Consider the following 17,846-nt stretch of genomic DNA (forward strand, 5'->3'; position numbering starts at 1 on the left):
GTTTACCCCTGCCGTCGAGCCTGCATATCCGATCGCACCCGATGCAAGCCCCGGTACAACCATCGTACCGGGGCATACATCCGAAAGCCCGCCGTAGCGCCCGATGAGCGCACCACATACAACGAGCCACACGGTTCGGAACGGGTCGAAAGCAGTCGTTTGTACTGATTATCGCCATACCCAAAACTGACCCGCAGCCCGGGAAAACGATCGATCAGCGCACGAATAGCCTGGAACGTCGCGACCGACCCGATACCCACCTTGGCGACCTCCTCGTCATACCCAAGGTCGTCGACCAGATAGGTGCCTCCGAGCAGGTACCCGTGCACATAGGCAAGCGGCCGCCCTTCCTTCACCACCACGTGCCCGATCAGCTGACCGGCCGCAGCGAGCCGGGTGAACAGGGCGACACGCTCAGCCGCTTCCCAGTCGGTCGGCAGGTCAGCATGGTGCCAGGTGCGCGCGTAAACCTCGTTCATGAGCCGGCAATAGGCGGGCATGTCCTCGGGACGATCAAACGTCTGCAGCGCAGCGTCACCGCCTAGCTTGCGATACGCACGACCAACCCGTTGCGTGAGATCGCCACGCTTCTTCTTGTCGAAGCTGGCCAGCCATGCCTCGGACGAAGCCTGCGGCTCGATCGACCATTGCACCTGGTCGAGCAGATGCGCGGCCACCGTGCGAAACCCGCCCCCGCGGGAGAGCGCCTCGGCGAAGCGGTTCGGCAGGTCGGCTTCCTGGATGCGGACGACGCTCACGTCGTTGTCGCCCATCAGCTGGCGGGTCACCACCAGGCCGACCGTGTCGCGGTCAGCTTCGGCGGCCACGATTCCCGCGCCGAGCAAGCGCAGTGCAGCGCCCTTGTAAAGTCGAACGCGGCGGCCGGCGAGGTCCAGGCGTGCGGTGTGCATGATCGCCAGCAAGGGGGCGTAGCCGATCACGTGTCCGGCGGTGTCACGCACTACGATCACATGCGGCACCGTGCCGTCGTGCCGGCTATCGACTTCGAAAGCGATCCAGTCCGGATGCTGCACGATGCCGCTTGCCGCGCCAGGGAGTTCGGCGACGGCCGCCAGTTCGTCGCGCCAGGCGCGCAGTTCGTCGACGGTGTGCAGGATCACGCTCAGGTACGTCATGGACTGGCCTTCGCCACGGAGGGCTGCACGAACTGGAGCGCGCGGAGGAAAACGCGGCCCGGTGGGCCAAGCCGGCGGCTGATGCCGGCCATCAACTGGAGATCGTCGTCCGTCCAGTAGCGGACAATGACGCTCATTGGCGCATAGACGGCAATGAAGACCGCCACCCCAACCAGAAAGCCGAGACGCGAGGGCGTCGCCTCGGTAACAGCCCAGGCAGCCCCCGTGGCGACCAGACCCACGACGAACAGCCGGGCCATGGCGGCGACCGGCAAGGCACCGCTGGTGGCCTTGCGGAGGTAATGAATAGCCAACGCCATCTCGACGATGCGCGTGGCGGCATAGGTAATCACCGCGCCCGCCAGCCCGAAGGTCGGGATCAGCGCGATGCCAAACACCGCGTTGGCCACGACGGCCACGGTGGCGATACGAATACGGTCATCCTGACGATCCACGACCGTCTGGAAGGCGGCAATGCCGTTACCGATCAGCAGTAGCCCGCCCAGGACAAGGGTCGCTTCGATGGCGGGAATCGCATCGACATAGCGCGTGCCGTACATCAGCCGGACGATCTCCGGCGTCGTCACCAGTCCCAGCCCGGCGATGGCGATGCCAACCGCCCAGTAGAAGCGCGTCGCTTCTGAAAGGAAACGCGCCGCACGAGCCGTCCCGCTTTCGCCGAACGTCTTGGCCATGTAAGGCAGCAGCGTCGACGTGAGGCCCACCGAGAACAACTGTACGGCGCCACGCGTCAGCGTACCTGCGATGGCGAAGTAACCCACGGCCACGGACCCCGAGAACGTGTTCAGCAGGAACACCTCGATGGTACCCACCCGGAACGAGCCCATCAGCACAAGAACGGCGGTGAGCTTGAGGTGCCGATTCACCCGCGCATTCGTCGCCGGCGGAATCGGCCCCGGCTCGAAGCTGCGGCAGTAATGTCGGTAACATAGCCGGTTGACGAGGTTCAATAGCAGGCACGCGACCGCGAACAGCGCCACGAAGGTGATCAGGTCCGCATGCAGCAGCATCGCACCGAGGACGAAGATCATGCCGACGATGCCACCGACCACGGTAGCGATAGCCTCGGGCTCGAAACGCTCCTGGCCCTTGCCGATGGCGACAAGCACGGCGTAGTTCGATTTCGCAACGACAGCGATCACCACCAGTACCATGAGCGGCAGCAGCGACGTGCCCCACTCCGCCGGGCTGGCAATGGACGCGATCGCAGCAAAGAGCCCGATGACGACCAGCGAGCTGTACGTTTGAATGCGCGAGAACCGAGCGGCAAGGCTCGATGCCAGGCCCGGGTCGCCCATGCCATCCGCCTCGGCGATGAACTTGGTCGACGACGTGGTGAGCGCGTGATTCGAGCAGACGATGAGCCAGCCGCAAAGCCAGACGGTGAAGGCGTAGCGACCGAAGTCCGATGGCCCTAGCGAACGAGCAATCCACACGCTCATGAGCAGGCCGAGCGCGTACTCGATATACGTCGACACCGTGACGATACCGATGCTCCGCAACACGGCAACGCGACGGTTCACGGCGCGCTCCCGGGCGGGTTGGACGCGCGGGCAAGTCCAGCGCCTGCCGGTTGTTTCATCATCCATTGCGCCACGCCGGCGCCGCGGTTATTCCAGTTGAAACGCCGCAGCGTGTCGGAGATGGAGGCGCACGAATCGCTGTAGGACGAGGACAGCGCGGCAAAGCGCTTCTTCAGCGCCGCGGCCTTCGCAGGATCCTTTTCGAAGTAGTAAGCCGCCGCCACCGGAAGACCGAGTTCCACGGTGTGGCCATCGCTGTACCAGCCCTCCGACTCCTGGATCTTCATCAAGGCATCCGTCTTCGCATGCGACGACGACCAGTACCAGGCGATCTGTCCGCCCGCGCCGGAGCATTCGTTGCGCCAGTCATGCGGATGCACGAGCAGCGACGGATCGATCCAGCCGTAGCGCTCGAGGTAGGCGCCAAACGCCGTGAGCATCGGCGGGATGCGCGTATCGTCGGTCACCAGCCATGCGTGCCACAGACCGTCGACGATGTTCTCGCTCATCCATGGCGAAGCGCCGCGCACATCATCCGCGCCGCCCGGGTCGTTCTCGTGGATGTTCCAGCTGTTCCGCCAGGAGCCGTCATTGCCCAGTCCATCGGGGTTGGAACGCTGTTGATCGCTCAGCCAGCCCACGCGGGCGTCGATACGCTCGCGATAACGTTTGTCGCCGGTCAGTTCGAAAGCCGCCACGGTCTCGATCAGGCCCAGGCCCGCGAGGCGTTCGGTGAAATAGTCATCCGGATGCTTGTAAGCGCCCGGCGCTCCGTTCCAGCCACCGCTGTTCCACAGGTCGGCCATCTTGCCGACCGTGGCGGTGTCGTGCATGGAATCGTCGCCGGTCAGCGCGACGGCGAGCAGGATGGATTCGATATAGACGTACTTCACGTCGCACGGCTTGCCATCGGGCAACCAGCCGCCGCCGCAGATCGGGCTCACGGCGGGGCCATCGCGCTTGATCCCAGCCATATACCAGCGATAGCTTTCTTCGGCGGCCTCGAGGTAGTCGGCCCTACCGGTGCGTACATACGCCTTGAACAGCGTGGACGGTCGGTCGAACAGCCAGGCCGTGGTGTCCTTGACCGGCAAAGCGGCAGCCCATTTGAACTGGGCGTCGACATACCGGGCATACGGCTCGTCGTGTGAGGCCACGGATTGCGGACCGGCGATCAGGGAGGCGGTCAGCCATTCGGGCGTCAGGGTACCCAGCGCAGCGGGCCGATCCTTGACCAGATCACGCGCATACGGCCACGCCGGCAGATCGGCCGTGCGAGGCTGGCCCAGCTCAAAGTAATAGGCACCCGGAGACGCCATGAATTCAGCACGTACCGCCCGCAGGCTGCCGTCACGGAAGTGCCAGGTCAGCATGCGCGTCACCGCAGCGGGAACTTCCTTGCCCTTGGCGTCGAGGATGCGCAGGTGCTCCGTATCGCGAAGGGCGCCCGGCGGCAGAGGAATACCCACCGAAACCGGCAAATTGTCACCCTGCCCCGCAACACGCCGCACATCGATCCGCTGGGCGGCAACGACACCCACCTCGGCCGATCGTGCCCCTTCCGAAGCGAGGGAGGCAGCCAGCGCAAGCACACAACCGATCACGAAGAGCACGTGGCGCGGAAACGACGGCGTGGCGACCGGCACGGCGTCGCCTTCGCGCAAGACCCGCCTGCGCTGACGCAGCGACGGATGGTAATGAATGTTCATGCCACCGACGCGGTGGGCAGGTCAGCCCCGGCCAGGTGATATTCCCAGGTCAGGGCGGTGCGCACGATGAAGTCGAGATCGTCATAGCGAGGGGTCCAGCCGAGTTCCTGCCGCAAGCGGTCACTGCAGGCAATGAGCTTGGGGATATCGCCGGGCCGACGGGGAAGCTCGATCACGTTCAGCGCGTGTCCGCCGACGCGTGTCACGGCATCGACGACTTCACGCACGCTGTAACCATGACCGTAGCCACAGTTGAGGGTCAGTGAGGCACCGCCGTCGCGAAGATGATCCAGCGCCTTCAGGTGGGCCGCCGCGAGGTCTTCGACATGGATGTAATCACGCACGCCTGTACCGTCGGGCGTGTCGTAATCCGTCCCATAGATGGAGATGGAGCGCCGCTTGCCGACAGCGTGCTCGCAGGCCACCTTGATCAGCAGCGTAGCTTCCGGCGTCGAATGCCCGATGCGACCCAACGGGTCGCAGCCGGCCACGTTGAAGTAGCGCAGGATCACGTGGCGCACCGCGCCGGTCGCCGACCAGTCGCGCAACATGGTCTCCGACATCAGCTTCGAGGTGCCGTATGGATTGATCGGTCGGGTCTGCGTGTTTTCGTCCGCCACCCCCGCGTCGGTCGTGCCATAGACTGCCGCCGTCGACGAAAAAATGAACTTATCCACGCCAGCCTGCGCGCACGAGGCAAGCAGGTTGCGCGTATTGCACGTGTTGTTTCCGTAATACTTGAGCGGGTCGCTCATCGACTCCGGGACCACGGTGTGCGCAGCGAAGTGCAGCACGGCATCCACCTGGTACGTCTCCAGCGTCCGCGACACGAGATCGCAGTCACCCACGTTGCCTTCGACAAAGGCAGCGCCCTGCACCGCTTCGCGGAAGCCGGTCGAGAGGTTGTCGATCACCACCACGCGATCGCCACGGGCGACCAGTTGCTGCACCGTGTGACTGCCGATATAGCCGGCGCCACCGGTGACAAGGACCGTATTCATGGGTGCCTCCCGGCGCTTGCCGGCGGGAAGTTGTGTGAGAGCCAGCCGCCGATGCCGTCGAGCAGTCGGGCACGGTCGCCGGTGAGGATGTAGGTGTGATCGGTCTCGGCGGCGTAACGCGTCGTGACTGCCGGATGGCTCATCACCTTGCCGAAGCACTCGCGGAACTGCCGCGCGTGGTTGAAGTAGTTGCTGATGCCACCGGAATACACCAGGTAGAGCTTCATGCCACGCTCGACCATGCCGGTGAAATCGGCGATGACCTCGTCACGCGGTGCGGGCGCCACGGCGAAAACCGGCTGCGCCACCTTGGGTAGGGCAGCTGCTGTGTCACCGCCAGCGCGGCGCATCAACCGGCGCGCCCAGCGAGCCGGGTCGACCAGCCGTGGCAGGTAGTGCCGGAGCTTGTAGCCCAGGGTGCGGAAGGCATAGCCGTCGAGGAACACGGCACCGGCGACGCGCGGATCCGTCGCCGCTACCACGTGAGCGTTCTGCGCACCCGAACACAGGCCGACAAGCACGAAGCGCTCGCACCCCGCACGCTCGCTCAGGAGCTTCATGGCATCGTCGACATCGGCGCAGACCGCCTGCGTGCGGGTCTGTTGCCCGCCGCTGGCAGCGCTGTCACCGAGCGTCGAGAGATCGAAGCGCAGCGTCGGATAGCCCGCGGCGTTGAGCTGACGGGTCAGTTCCACGTGCAGCCGGAACGGACCGATACGATGCACCAGGCCCGCATTGAGCACGATGACACCGGTCTCGCCACGCGCGCCTTCGGGAACACCGGCGATACCGACCAGATGGCGGGACCGACCAAAGCGATGGGCTTCCTCGCGCATCATGCGACCTCCTTCATCCGGCCGGTCACGGCCTGGATAAGCGGATGCGAAAGAATCGCCGATTCCAGACGCTCCAGGTCGTCCCAGGGTGTCGACGGGGTAATGGCCGCGACCCTGCCGCGCTGTGACACGATGCGATCCCAGCGTGGTTCTGGCGTGGCCGGAAGCGAGTCGAGGACCAACGTGGGGACATTAGCCCCTGCGACACGCAGGTCGGAAAGTTGATGACGCAACGTCCCACCGATGTCGAAGCCAAGCCACTGCTCTGCGACATCCGTGTGACTGCGTGGCTGGTTGAAACGACTGGCGTCCTCGCGTAGCGCCGCTTGCATGGCGTCGAGTTCCGCCACGTAATGATCGCCGTCGAGGATGGGGTCCCACGCGATCACCTCACTGAAGTGCGCCTGCGCGGCAGCCGACAGGGCGACACTGCCGCCCAGCCTCGCGCCGAAGGCAACCACGCGATCGACACCCGCACGCCGACGAAGCTCAGCGGCGGCGGCAGCGGTGTCGGCCACGCAGCGCATCCAGTCCACCTCGCCACTGCTACCGGCCGAGTCACCCGTGCCGTGATAGTCAAAGCGCAATACCGCCATCCCCTCTTCGGCCAGCGACTGCGCGAGCTGACGGTAGAGCCGATGGCAGCGGATCAGATCCTGTCCGAGCGGCGGGCACATCAGCATGGCGCGGCGTGCCGGTACGGCCGGCGCGTGATACATGCCGAACAGGCCGGCATCCGGCCCGAAGAAGAACGGGATTTCAGCTTCCTGGCGCATGTTACCTCCGGTAGACCACGCCGACGAAAAACTCGGTTTCGTGATAGCTCTGGCCGATCGCATCGCTGGTCCGGCGCTCGCGCGCCACCGAGGCATGCCAGCTCCAGTGCCGGTTCCACTGCTGGCCAAGATCCAGGCCCAGGCGCACGGTTTTGTCCTTGCGATCGAACGAGTCGTACTGGGTATGGTCGTAAGTACCGAACGCGGTAAGCGTCATGGTCGGCTTGAGCCGGTAACCGACGCCCGCACTGATGCTCTTCTCGGTCTGGTCGAACGTGTTGTCGGAGAGGTAACGAAGCTGGCTGTACGACGGCGACACCGTCACGCTCAGGCGTGGCTGCTGCCAGCTCCAGTTCGCCTCGAACCGCTTCTCCTTATAGACATCCGACCCGATCACCGCGCTACCGGTACCAATTCCAGTCGCGCTGCCGCGTCCGAGGCCGCCGGTGTTGGCGAAGGGGTCGAGGGCTTCCGCGCGATCCGCGACATCACCATTGGCTGCCAGAAGGCCCGGCGTCGTGATGATGTCCTGCGCTGCATCCGCGTACTGATAGGTGCCTGCCACACTCAGTGAGTTCTGTACCGTCGGCTGCCAACCGATCTGCAGCCGGACCAGGGGTGAGGTCGCATCGCGACCCTCGTCGAAGTTCAGGCGCGTGCCACCGACCAGGATATCTGCATCGAAATGAGCCAGATTGCTTGTGTAGCGCAGGTAGGCTTCCTTGCGGTCGTAGTTCGCACTGCTCGGCTGCTTGTCGAAGTCGACCCGCTGGAACTCGACGTTTCCGGAAAGCGTGTCGGTAGGCGACAGGTCGCGAAAGACGCGAAAGGCGGCGAGCGCGCGTGAGGAGTCGAACTCATCGACCTTTGACGCGTAGCTGTCGATATAGCGCAATTCGACCTGGCCACGTGCGGCATCGCCGAAGCGCATATGCAGCGTCGGACCGACCACGACGACGTTGGTCTGCTGCTGGTTATCCGGTGAATTGGCGGACAACTGGTCCACCGGCTGCACACCGGCATAGTCTTCCAGCGAAAAATCAAGACGATCCGGTATCGCTGTCCAGTTGGCCTGCGCGGCCAGTTGGGTCTGCAACTGCGAGTCAAAATCGTTCTGCAGGTATTTGCGGTATTCCAGGGTGCCAGCGACATTTGCCTGGAAGGTAGAGCCAAGCTGGGTGTACTGGAAGGTCGCGCCAGGCGTAAAGACGCTCTCGCTGATCGGCTGGTCGGAAGACAAGGCGATATTGTTGCTGTGTTCGAGACCTGCGTAGACCGTGTAATCGAAGGTACCCGCGAGCGCCATGGTGGGTGCCGACGCGAGCCCGATCACGATCGCACGGGCGAGCCTTGTCGATGCCGGCATGTTCCCTCCCTTAGCCCCTGTGTCCGTGGAACGCCTGCCGGCCGTTCCACGCGAGCGTCGTCCTTACGGCGACTGATTGAAAACCACACCCGCGAGCTTGGCGGGATCGAAATTGGCGACGGCCTGGTTGATCGACGCCGGCGTATCGCGCCCGTAGCCAGCCACGATGACGACGAAGTCGGCGAGGTCGGCGAGAATGCGTGCGTCGGGCGAGCCCTTGACCGGCGGCCCGTCGAGGAACAGATAACGATCCGGATACCGGCAACGCAGCGAATCGAGCACGGCACGCATGCGGAACGAGGAAAAATATTCGCCACTGTTCTCACGCGATTTGCCCGCCGGAATGAGGCGCAGACGGGGCACGCCCGTGTGGTACATGATCGATGCGATACCGCGTGAAGGGTGTTCCAGGAAGTCGATGAGTCCACCGGTCCGGGCTTCCACGCCAAGTGCCTTGTGCTGGTTCGGGTAGCGGAGGTTGCAATCCACCAGCAGGCTGGTCTTGGCTTCGTCGAAGGCGAACGCCGCTGCCAGGTTGCGAGTAACGAAGCTACTGCCCGAACGCGGGCTCACGGCCACGACGAGGGTGATGAAATTAGTTTCGCCTGCCATCTCGAGCAACCGCGTGCGGATGCCGCGGAAGGCGTCCGACTGCTGCCGCACCGACTCTTCACGATGGATGAGGCGCTTGCGTTCGCAGTCGATCGGCGCAAGTGCGCCGGCTTCCTCGCGCATCCGCGCGATCGAATGGCTCGGGGTGGCATGGCTGTCGCCATGGTGGTCTTCGCCATGACGGTCGGCGAGCATGTCGCTGAAGTCTGTGTTGTCCGCGGCCAGTTTGTTCATGGTCAGCCCTTCATCCTCATCCAGAACAGCAGCAGGTAGACCGCGCCGACACCCACCACGATCAGGCCGAGCACCATGTTTTGCAGGTGGTCGCGCCGGCGATCACGTGGTGTCGGGTAGAACGGGATCGATGCAAGCACCGGAAAGCCCGTGGCGCGTTCGAGCTGGCCGACGGAGCGCACGCGTGGGTCGAAGCGGGCGACGGCGAAGAGCAGACCGAACGGAATCGCCAGCGACAGGGCCAGGCCGGCCAGGCCGAAGTGCATGAAGCGCAGCCCCGATGGAGTCAGCGGCATCACCGCCGGGTTCTGCACGAGGAAGGTTAGGCCGCGCTGCTCGGCATCGAGGTTCATCGATACGCGGGCGTTCTCGCGGCGCTTGAGCAGGTCCTGGTACACGTCACGGTTCACGTTGTAATCGCGAGTGAGTTCGGCGATGACGTTCTCGGAGCTGGCAATACGTTTGCTACGCTCGAGCTCGGTCTGCAGCATGGACTCGCTCGCGCCAACCCGCGCCGCACTGGCGGCAGCGTCGCCCTTGACCGCGGAGAGCTGGAGGCGCATCTGCTGGTACACCGGGTTCATCGTGGTCGAATGATCGATCGGCATCGGACCACCTGCAGCGCGCTGGGCGTCGGCGACCTGTGCCTGCTTACGCACGTCTTCAATCTGGTGACGCAGCCGGATCACGTCCGGGTAGTCCTCGGTGTAGTTGAGCAGCAACTTGTCCAGCTGGCCCTGCAAATCGCCCAGTTGAGTCGTATAGATGCCGCCGACCGTCTGTACCGCATTGACCTCCGACTCGCCATTGATCTGCGAGGCGATCGACGCGGCTTGCGACTGCTTCTGCATGTAATCCATGCGGTTGTTTTCGATCTGCATGCGCAGCTGGCTGATGCGCGAATTGGTGTCCACGTCGTTGCCCGGGCGTGCATCCGCATTCGCATCGCGGTACGCCTTGAGCTTGCCTTCGGCGTCGGTCAGCTTGGCGCGGTACGCCTCGACCTGGCTGTTGATGAACTCGTAGGCTTCGCGACTCTCGCGCTGTTTGGAAGCCAGGCTCTCGCTGATGAACAGCTGGCCGAAGGCGCGGGTGACTTCGAAGGCACGCTTCGGGTCCGAATCGAAATACGTGATGGTGATCAGGTTTTCGCGGTTGTTGATGATCTTGGTGCGCCCCTTGATCCCCTCGATGATCTTGTCGCGGTCCAGCGCCGACGGGCTGTTTGCCAACCAGCCTCCGCTGCGCAGCACTTCGTCGAGCACGCGACGACTGAAGATCACGTCGCGGGCGATGCCGGCGCGATTCTTGTTGCCCGTGGCCGAGGCCGCGCCTTCCATCAACGGCGTGATGATGCTGCTTTCCTCGGCGAGGATCGTGGTCGACGCCTCGTACTTCTTCGGCCAGACCAGGCCGACCCCGAGGGCAATCAGTGCGATTGCCGCGAAGATCACGCCCATCGTCACGCGACGCCTGCGCGCTTCGCCGATCAGTGCGGGCAGGATGCCCGTGAAAGGAACAAGTTCCCCGCTCATCACATACCCCTGTCAGAACGCACGCTGCGGTACCGTAATCACGTCGCCGGGCTGGACCGGGTAGTTGTTGCTCAGGTCGCCCTGCTGCAGGATCTTCTGCAGTTGCACGGCGTAAGCCTGGGTCGAACCACCTTCGTTGCGCCGATAGAGTTCGGTGCGGTCGGGAGCGGCGAATTCCGTCGTGCCGCCAGCGGCGAGCACGGCGTCGAGCACGGTCATGCCCTGCCGATACGGAATGGAAATGGGACTGCGCACGGCACCGGTAACGCGAACACGCGAGAGGTACTCGTGGCTGCGCAGTGCCGTGAGGATCACGGCGACCTGCGGATCGCGGATGTACTGGGCCAACTTCTGCTGGATCTCCGCACCCACCTGGTCGGTGGTGCGTCCACCGGCGGCGACATCGCCCACCAGGGGTACGGTGACCTTGCCATCCGGTCGTACCGGCACGCTGACGCTGAGATCCGGGTTATGCCAGACCGTAACCTGTAACTGGTCGTCGACACCGATCAGATAGGACTCGACCACCGGAGCGGCGGCGTCCATCTTCGGTGGTGCCGTAGTGATTCCGCCTGTCGCGCATGCCGTCAACATGACGGTAGCAACCAATGTGGCGACGCGATTCCAACGCTTCATGATGACACCTGCCCCTGTGACTTCGCTCGGTCGGTATCGTCAGGTCGATAGGGGTCCACGTCCATTCCAACAGCCCGCCTATGCCATTCGACCGACGCGCCGAAGCTCGCGAAGTGCGCCATGCTTGTCGCCCCGCGAAACGAGGAGAGCCGGGATTGTCGGAAGCGGCGGACATCGTCGGACGACTCACCCATCCCGCCGTCCAGGGGCTGTCGCTCGCCGTGTTATCGACGGCGCTGGTGCTGTGGCGGCGCCCCCGCTGGGCGGCGCTGGTGGCGGCCTGTGCCCTGGCGTGGATCTGGATCGCCTCGACCCCGATGCTGGCCCTGCGCCTGCGCGAGGGACTGGCAACACTCGCCGCGCCTTCGACACCACATGCGGATGCCATCGTCGTGTTGGGTGGCGGCAAGCTACCGGTGACGGATTGGTCCCGCACCACCACGCGCGCCGGGCGGGGACTGACCCTGTGGCGTGACGGTTTCGCCCCCCTCCTGCTGGTGTCCGGTAGTGATCAGGCGGACGAACTCGCGCGCGGATTTGCGCTTTCGGGCGTACCGGGTGACGACCTTCGCGTGGAGGGGAGCAGCGTGAACACTCACGAAAATGCGCGCAACTCGGCGGCGATTCTCCGGGCCAGCGGCTTGTCGGAGGTGCTGCTGGTGACCTCCGCCATCCACATGCGTCGTGCCGCCGGCTGTTTCCGACACGAGGGCATCGTGGTATCGCCGGTGCCGGCCGATGATGGCCACGCGAAACTGGTTGTCGCCCCGGCGTGGTTACCGCGCCGCGACGCCCTGACCCTCACCGCCCGCTGCCTGCGCGAGTACCTCGCCCTGATGGTCTACCACTGGCGGGGCTGGGTGTAGCAATGTGGGAGCCGAATAAAATCGGCCCCCACATTACAGCGCCGCGACGATGCCCAGCTGTTTCAACACCACCTGCTCCCACACGCCATCCAGATCACCGTCTGCCAGCATGTCGTAGGCATTCCGGCCAGAGAACGCCCGCTGCGGCATGACCAGCCAGCGCGCGGCGCGGTGGCGGTCGCCCACGCAGGAGACGACCAGTTGCGCCAGCGGCGGGTGTCGGCTCTCCAGGGCGTCCAGCGCCCGTTCGATCACGGCCTCGCGAGCGTCGTGCAACCGGGTCAGCTCGGAGGCGAGCTCGGCGTAGGTAGGCTCTTTCATCGACATGGCGCGGCTCCCCGAAGTCTATGGGGGAAAGCTAGCGTCGCCGGCCCACGGCGCGCTTGTACGCCTATGAGGCGACTTCTAGGGATCGCCGGTTTCGATCTGCAGGTTGGTCTTGCCTTCACGGCGGACCAGACCGGGGCCGAACTGCACGACTTTCGCGTCCTTCAGGATGACCGTGTAGTCCTCATGGGAGAACGAAAAGCGTCCCGGACGACGATCGATCCAGCTCATCACCTCGAACCCGATCATGTTCCGGTCCGAGTCGGGGGGACCGAGGTGGTGCACGACGTCATCTCGCGGCGTGCCCACTTCCAGGCGGGCAATCTTCGAGGACATGCCCGCGCAACCGGCCAGGCCGGCCGTCAGCAGGGCCACGGCAATCGCTCGTTTCATCCTCACTCCCCGCTCAGGTACGGCACCCGCCGGATGGTAGCGCACTGGCGCAAAACCGTGCGAGCCGCCAGCTTCGCGCCTTCAATGTGCCAGATCAGTGCACCGTCGACGCGGCGGCAGGTGCGACCGAGGGAGCCGCAGCCTGCCCAACCGGTCGGCCGTGCGGATCCAGGGTGTGTCCCTGCGCATCCAGGTCATGCGTATTGGCATTCTGTACGCGCTGGGTGACGCCATGATGACCTGGCTGGACAGGCGCCAGCCCACGCTCCGTGGCACCGGCATCCGAGGCGGCTTGCACTGGCGCGGACCCCGGATTTACCTGGACGGGGCTCGGCGCGGCCGCAGGATTCCCACCGGGCGTGGCAGGAACGGCCGGGTTCGGCTTTGGAGCCGCTGTTGGCGAGGGCGCCGTCTGACCGACCGCCGCCGTAGACGACATGACGAGCAACGCAAGAACACAGGGCAGGCGCACAAGCATGGAAGCCTCCGGATGCATCGCAAGAAGTGATGCTTCTGCCGGCCACGCTAGTCCGGCGGATGTGAAGCCTCCGCGTCCCTGCTAGGCTCTTTCGATACCAAGACGGAGACACCCGATGTTGCTTGCTCTCGCTTTTGCCCTCGCCACCGACAGCGGTTTCGATGCTCGCGTCCAGGCTGCCAAGGCCCTGGAAAAGAACCCGGAAGGCAAGGCGTGGCAGGCGGCGTTGTGGGACAAGATCGGCAATCCGGCCACGGACGCTCTGAAGGATTGCATCGCCAGCAACGCGCCAGCTGACAAGACACCCTTCACGATCGTCGCGACGATCGACGCGAAAGGCCGCTCCAGCGACGTGGCGGTCCAGCCGGACACCCCGGTGGCGAAATGCTTCACCGGGCAGTTCGCCGTGTGGACCCTTCCGCCGCCGCCGAAGAAGCCGGCACCCTACCCGTTCGAGATCGACGTCTCGATGGGTAAGTAACTCAGTTCAGTTGATCCGGATGCGGGCCCATGCGGTTGCCCGCGTCCAGCCCGTCGATCGCCTTCATCTCGTCTGCCGACAGTTCAAAATCGAACACGTCGATGTTGGCCTTGATCCGTTCAGGCGTCACCGATTTCGGAATCACCATGTGCCCAAGCTGCACATGCCAGCGGATGACCACCTGCGCCGGCGTCTTGCCATGCTTCCTGCCGATCGCGACGAGTGCGTCGTTCTTGAGCAGGTCACCGCCCTGTCCCAACGGACTCCACGACTCGGTGACGATTTTCAGCCTGGTATTCGCCGCGACGACGTCGCGCTGTGCGAAGTCGGGATGCAACTCGATCTGATTGACCACCGGCACGACGCCGGTTTCCTTCACGAGGTGATCGAGATGCGTGGGCTGGAAGTTGGAGACGCCGATGGAACGGATGCGCCCTTCCTCACGCAGGCGAATGAACGCCTTCCAGGTATCGACGTAGAGGTCGCGCTTCGGCGTCGGCCAGTGAATCAGGTACATGTCCACGTAGTCGCTGCCGAGCTTCTTCAGGCTCGCGTCGAACGCCTTCAGCGTGCTATCGAAACCCTGTTCGGCATTCCACAGCTTGGTCGTGAGGAAGATGTCTCCACGCGCGACGCCGGAGCGCTCGATGCCCTGGCGCACGCCGGCTTCATTCTTGTAAATCGCGGCAGTATCCAGCGAGCGATAACCCGCCGCCAACGCGCTGGCAACAGCGTCGGCCGTTTCACCGTCGGGGATCTGGAATACACCGAAGCCGAGCTGCGGCGCCTTGTTGCCATCGTTGAGGTCGAGGACCGGAACGGAAGAGGTCATGCCTTTTCTCCTGCGGGGGAACCGCCGGTAATGATGCCCGGCGCCCCCGCATTCAAGGCGTGATGGGTCAGTCGCCGCGCGCGGCGTAGTGCGTCTCGACGTAGTTGTTGAGGATGGCGACGAACTCATCGGCGATGTTGTCGCCGCGCAATGTCATCGCTTTTTCACCGTCGATGAACACCGGTGCCGAGGGCGCTTCGCCGTTACCCGGTAGTGAAATTCCGATGTTGGCGTGCTTGGATTCGCCCGGACCGTTAACGATGCAACCCATGACCGCAAGGGTAAGGTTCTCGACGCCGTCATACTTCACACGCCACACCGGCATCTGCTCGCGCACGTGGCTCTGCACGGTCTTGGCCAGTTCCTGGAAGAACTCGCTGGTGGTACGGCCACAGCCGGGACATGCCGTCACGAGGGGCGTAAATGCGCGAAGACCCATGGTCTGCAGCAGTTCCTGCGCCACGATGACTTCCGCCGTGCGCGACTGGCCCGGTTCCGGCGTGAGCGAAATGCGGATGGTGTCGCCGATGCCTTCCTGCAGGAGCACACCGAGCGCGGCGGCGGAGGCCGTGATGCCCTTTGAGCCCATGCCGGCTTCGGTCAGACCGAGATGGAGCGCGTAGTCCGCGCGACGTGCGAGATCGCGATAGACCGCGATCAATTCCTGTACGCCCGAGACCTTGCAGGACAGAATAATGCGATTGCGCGCCAGACCGAGGTCCTCCGCGCGCGCAGCGGAATCCAGCGCGGAGCGGATCAAAGCTTCGCGGGCTACGTGACCGGCGTCCCAGGGATCGGCGCGGCGGGCGTTCTCGTCCATCAGGGCGGCGACCATGGACTGGTCGAGGGAGCCCCAGTTGGCGCCGATACGCACGGGCTTGTCGTAGCGGATCGCCATCTCGATGATCGAGGCGAACTGGGCATCTTTTTTCTTGCCGAAGCCGACGTTACCCGGATTGATCCGGTACTTGGCCAGGGCTTCCGCGCAGGCCGGCTCACCTTCCAGCAGCTGGTGACCGTTGTAGTGGAAGTCGCCGATCAGGGGCACCGAGACGCCCATCATGTCAAGGCGTTCACGAATGCGCGGCACCGCGGCCGCGGCAGCCGGCGTGTTCACCGTGATGCGGACCATCTCCGAACCGGCCCGAGCCAGCTCGGCGACCTGTTTCGCGGTCGAGACCGGATCTTCGGTGTCCGTATTGGTCATGGACTGGACGACGATCGGCGCGCTACCACCCACCTGGACACGGTCGACGATCACGCCCGTGCTGGGGCGGCGGGCAGCGGCTTCCGCGGGACGCGGGCGGCTAGGGAGGTCTTCGGTCATAGCCCGGCATTTTAGCGCATCGATGTGACTGAAAGCCGCAATCCCCAATCGCCGCTGAAGCGGCTCCCACACTTGAAGCCGGCTCCCACAGTGGGCACCGTGATGCCTTTACACTTCAGTCCCATGAACGTACGCCACCGCAGCACCGGATTCTCCAACCGCCTCTTCGCCGAGCAGGCCCTCAGCCGAAGCGCCGGGGCACCCCTGATCGGCGGCAATGCCGTCGAGCTGCTCATCGACGCACGCGCCCACTTCGACGCCTGGCTGGCTGCGATCGCCACCGCCAAACGCCATGTTTTCGTCGAGAACTACATCATCCGGGACGACAGCATCGGGCAGGCGTTTCGCGCCGCCCTGGTCGAGCGTGCGAAGGCCGGGGTGTTCGTCGCCGTCATTGGCGACTGGGTCGGTTGCCTGGGGCAGTCGCGCTCGTCGTTCTGGAACGAGCTGCGCGCCGCCGGCGGCCATGTGCGCATCTACAACCCGCCGAAGCTCGGCAGTTCCTTCGGCTGGGTCAGTCGCGATCACCGGAAGGTGCTCACCGTGGACGGCGACGTGGGCTTTCTGTCCGGCGTCTGCCTCAGCGAGAAATGGCTGGGCGATCCGGGCCGGGACGTGCCGCCCTGGCGCGACACCGGCGTCGTGATCCATGGTCCGGCGGTCGCGGAAATCGAACACGCCTTCGCCGATAGCTGGCAGCAGGCCGGAGAGCCCTTGCCCGACGACGAACGCCTGCGGCCGACAGCGGAAAGCAAGGACGCCGGCGACGTGTCGCTGCGCCTGATCGCCACCCAGCCCAGCACCGCGGGCATGTACCGGCTCGACCAGATGGTCGCGGCGATGGCGCGCAAGACCCTCTGGCTCACGGACGCCTACTTCGTGGGTGTCGCGCCTTATGTGCAGGCCCTCGCCGCCGCCGCGCGCGATGGTGTCGACGTACGCCTGCTCGTGCCCGGCACCAGTGACATCCCCATGGTCGCCGGCATGTCGCGCTCGGGCTATCGTCCCCTGCTGAAGGCAGGCATCAGGGTATTCGAGTGGAACGGCTCGATGCTGCACGCAAAGACCGCGGTGGCCGATGGCCGCTGGGCTCGCGTCGGCTCGTCCAATCTCAACATCGCAAGCTGGCTGAGCAACCGCGAAATCGACGTCGCGATCGAGGACAACGGCTTCGCCGGCAAGCTCGAAGCGCAGTACGAAGCGGATCTCGAGAACGCCACGGAGATACTGCTACGCGGACGCCGTCGCCGCTCCGGCAACGAGCGCATGCATAGCCGCTCCCCCCGGCCACCCCGGCCCCGTCACACCGGCGGCAGCTCGAGCCGCGCGGCGGCGGGTGCCTTGCGCCTCGCCAACACGGTCGGCGCAGCGCTGACGGAGCATCGCGTGCTTGGGGATACCGAAACCGGTCCGCTGATCGCCGGTGCACTCACGGCGATCGTGTTGACTGTCGTCGCTATCTTCTGGCCGGCGGTGATTGCCTGGCCGCTCGCGCTGATCGGCGCGTGGTTCGCGGTAAACCTTTCCGTGGCGTGGTGGAACCTGCGGCAGAAGCGCAAAGGTTCGCCGCCGAAACCGGAAAACCCGACGGAATCGACGGACCCCACGGCCCCGACAGGACCGAACCGCCCCCTGTAGGAGCCGATTCATCGGCGATGCTCTCCCTCCGATGAGACTGAGGCCAGCAACCTCGGAGGAGCCGCTGCTGCGCAGCGGGCGTGATTACCATTCGCCGATCGGCTCCCCCATGTCCTGAT

General features: G+C 64.8%; 18 protein-coding genes. 3 read left to right on the forward strand and 15 right to left on the reverse strand.

The window, feature by feature from the left end; all coding sequences use genetic code 11:
- Positions 1 to 2: 2 nt before the first annotated feature.
- From ACVWWJ_RS13965 to ACVWWJ_RS14010, 10 genes are all read right to left on the reverse strand, one after another.
- Positions 3 to 1,136 carry a GNAT family N-acetyltransferase gene (locus ACVWWJ_RS13965; protein WP_456968356.1) on the reverse strand — a complete coding sequence of 378 codons (1,134 nt, stop codon included), beginning with the start codon at positions 1,134 to 1,136 and terminating at the stop codon, positions 3 to 5.
- Complete coding sequence (locus tag ACVWWJ_RS13970) at positions 1,133 to 2,680, reverse strand: oligosaccharide flippase family protein (protein ID WP_456968357.1); 1,548 nt, start codon at positions 2,678 to 2,680, stop codon at positions 1,133 to 1,135. The genes ACVWWJ_RS13965 and ACVWWJ_RS13970 overlap by 4 nt, the downstream gene beginning before the upstream one ends.
- Positions 2,677 to 4,389 carry a hypothetical protein gene (locus ACVWWJ_RS13975; RefSeq protein ID WP_456968358.1) on the reverse strand — a complete coding sequence of 571 codons (1,713 nt, stop codon included), beginning with the start codon at positions 4,387 to 4,389 and terminating at the stop codon, positions 2,677 to 2,679. The genes ACVWWJ_RS13970 and ACVWWJ_RS13975 overlap by 4 nt, the downstream gene beginning before the upstream one ends.
- On the reverse strand, positions 4,386 to 5,390 hold the full coding sequence (galE, locus tag ACVWWJ_RS13980) for a UDP-glucose 4-epimerase GalE (protein WP_159893223.1): 1,005 nt from the start codon (positions 5,388 to 5,390) through the stop codon (positions 4,386 to 4,388). The genes ACVWWJ_RS13975 and galE overlap by 4 nt, the downstream gene beginning before the upstream one ends.
- The gene (locus ACVWWJ_RS13985; protein WP_456968359.1) at positions 5,387 to 6,229 is read right to left on the reverse strand and encodes a dienelactone hydrolase family protein; all 843 of its coding nucleotides are present in this window, start codon (positions 6,227 to 6,229) and stop codon (positions 5,387 to 5,389) included. The genes galE and ACVWWJ_RS13985 overlap by 4 nt, the downstream gene beginning before the upstream one ends.
- Positions 6,226 to 7,002, reverse strand: coding sequence for a serine aminopeptidase domain-containing protein (locus ACVWWJ_RS13990; RefSeq protein ID WP_456968360.1), 777 nt, complete (start codon positions 7,000 to 7,002; stop codon positions 6,226 to 6,228). Before ACVWWJ_RS13990 ends, ACVWWJ_RS13985 begins: the two co-directional genes overlap by 4 nt.
- Before the next feature lies 1 nt (position 7,003).
- Complete coding sequence (locus ACVWWJ_RS13995; protein ID WP_456968361.1) at positions 7,004 to 8,368, reverse strand: outer membrane beta-barrel protein; 1,365 nt, start codon at positions 8,366 to 8,368, stop codon at positions 7,004 to 7,006.
- 63 nt (positions 8,369 to 8,431) lie between these two features.
- On the reverse strand, positions 8,432 to 9,214 hold the full coding sequence (locus ACVWWJ_RS14000; RefSeq protein WP_200851731.1) for a P-loop NTPase family protein: 783 nt from the start codon (positions 9,212 to 9,214) through the stop codon (positions 8,432 to 8,434).
- A 2-nt stretch (positions 9,215 to 9,216) separates the two neighbouring features.
- A complete protein-coding gene (locus ACVWWJ_RS14005) occupies positions 9,217 to 10,749 on the reverse strand; it encodes an XrtA system polysaccharide chain length determinant (RefSeq protein ID WP_159893229.1) in 1,533 nt (510 codons plus the stop codon).
- 12 nt (positions 10,750 to 10,761) lie between these two features.
- Positions 10,762 to 11,385, reverse strand: coding sequence for an XrtA/PEP-CTERM system exopolysaccharide export protein (locus tag ACVWWJ_RS14010; RefSeq protein WP_159893231.1), 624 nt, complete (start codon positions 11,383 to 11,385; stop codon positions 10,762 to 10,764).
- A 155-nt stretch (positions 11,386 to 11,540) separates the two neighbouring features.
- Between ACVWWJ_RS14010 and ACVWWJ_RS14015 the strand changes: the two genes are divergently transcribed.
- Positions 11,541 to 12,251 carry a YdcF family protein gene (locus ACVWWJ_RS14015; protein ID WP_456968362.1) on the forward strand — a complete coding sequence of 237 codons (711 nt, stop codon included), beginning with the start codon at positions 11,541 to 11,543 and terminating at the stop codon, positions 12,249 to 12,251.
- A gap of 33 nt (positions 12,252 to 12,284) precedes the next feature.
- Here the strand turns inward: ACVWWJ_RS14015 and ACVWWJ_RS14020 are convergent, their stop codons facing one another.
- The 3 genes from ACVWWJ_RS14020 to ACVWWJ_RS14030 form a co-directional block, all read right to left on the reverse strand.
- On the reverse strand, positions 12,285 to 12,572 hold the full coding sequence (locus ACVWWJ_RS14020; RefSeq protein ID WP_159893235.1) for an antitoxin Xre/MbcA/ParS toxin-binding domain-containing protein: 288 nt from the start codon (positions 12,570 to 12,572) through the stop codon (positions 12,285 to 12,287).
- Between the two features lie 84 nt (positions 12,573 to 12,656).
- On the reverse strand, positions 12,657 to 12,971 hold the full coding sequence (locus ACVWWJ_RS14025) for a hypothetical protein (protein ID WP_456968363.1): 315 nt from the start codon (positions 12,969 to 12,971) through the stop codon (positions 12,657 to 12,659).
- A 94-nt stretch (positions 12,972 to 13,065) separates the two neighbouring features.
- The gene (locus ACVWWJ_RS14030) at positions 13,066 to 13,449 is read right to left on the reverse strand and encodes a hypothetical protein (RefSeq protein WP_456968364.1); all 384 of its coding nucleotides are present in this window, start codon (positions 13,447 to 13,449) and stop codon (positions 13,066 to 13,068) included.
- Positions 13,450 to 13,564: 115 nt separating this feature from the next.
- On the opposite strand from ACVWWJ_RS14030, the gene ACVWWJ_RS14035 reads away from it, so the two are divergent.
- Positions 13,565 to 13,930 (forward strand): peptidase C13, encoded by a 366-nt coding sequence (locus tag ACVWWJ_RS14035; RefSeq protein ID WP_456968365.1) that lies wholly within the window; start codon positions 13,565 to 13,567, stop codon positions 13,928 to 13,930.
- A 1-nt stretch (position 13,931) separates the two neighbouring features.
- Here the strand turns inward: ACVWWJ_RS14035 and ACVWWJ_RS14040 are convergent, their stop codons facing one another.
- Together ACVWWJ_RS14040 and ispG are read right to left on the reverse strand one after the other, a co-directional pair.
- On the reverse strand, positions 13,932 to 14,762 hold the full coding sequence (locus ACVWWJ_RS14040; RefSeq protein WP_456968366.1) for an aldo/keto reductase: 831 nt from the start codon (positions 14,760 to 14,762) through the stop codon (positions 13,932 to 13,934).
- A gap of 67 nt (positions 14,763 to 14,829) precedes the next feature.
- Positions 14,830 to 16,089 carry a flavodoxin-dependent (E)-4-hydroxy-3-methylbut-2-enyl-diphosphate synthase gene (ispG, locus tag ACVWWJ_RS14045; protein ID WP_159893245.1) on the reverse strand — a complete coding sequence of 420 codons (1,260 nt, stop codon included), beginning with the start codon at positions 16,087 to 16,089 and terminating at the stop codon, positions 14,830 to 14,832.
- 123 nt (positions 16,090 to 16,212) lie between these two features.
- On the opposite strand from ispG, the gene ACVWWJ_RS14050 reads away from it, so the two are divergent.
- Positions 16,213 to 17,727 carry a phospholipase D-like domain-containing protein gene (locus ACVWWJ_RS14050; protein ID WP_456968367.1) on the forward strand — a complete coding sequence of 505 codons (1,515 nt, stop codon included), beginning with the start codon at positions 16,213 to 16,215 and terminating at the stop codon, positions 17,725 to 17,727.
- The last annotated feature ends 119 nt before the right edge of the window (positions 17,728 to 17,846 follow it).

It is taken from the genome of Luteibacter sp. HA06 (genome assembly GCF_054061215.1).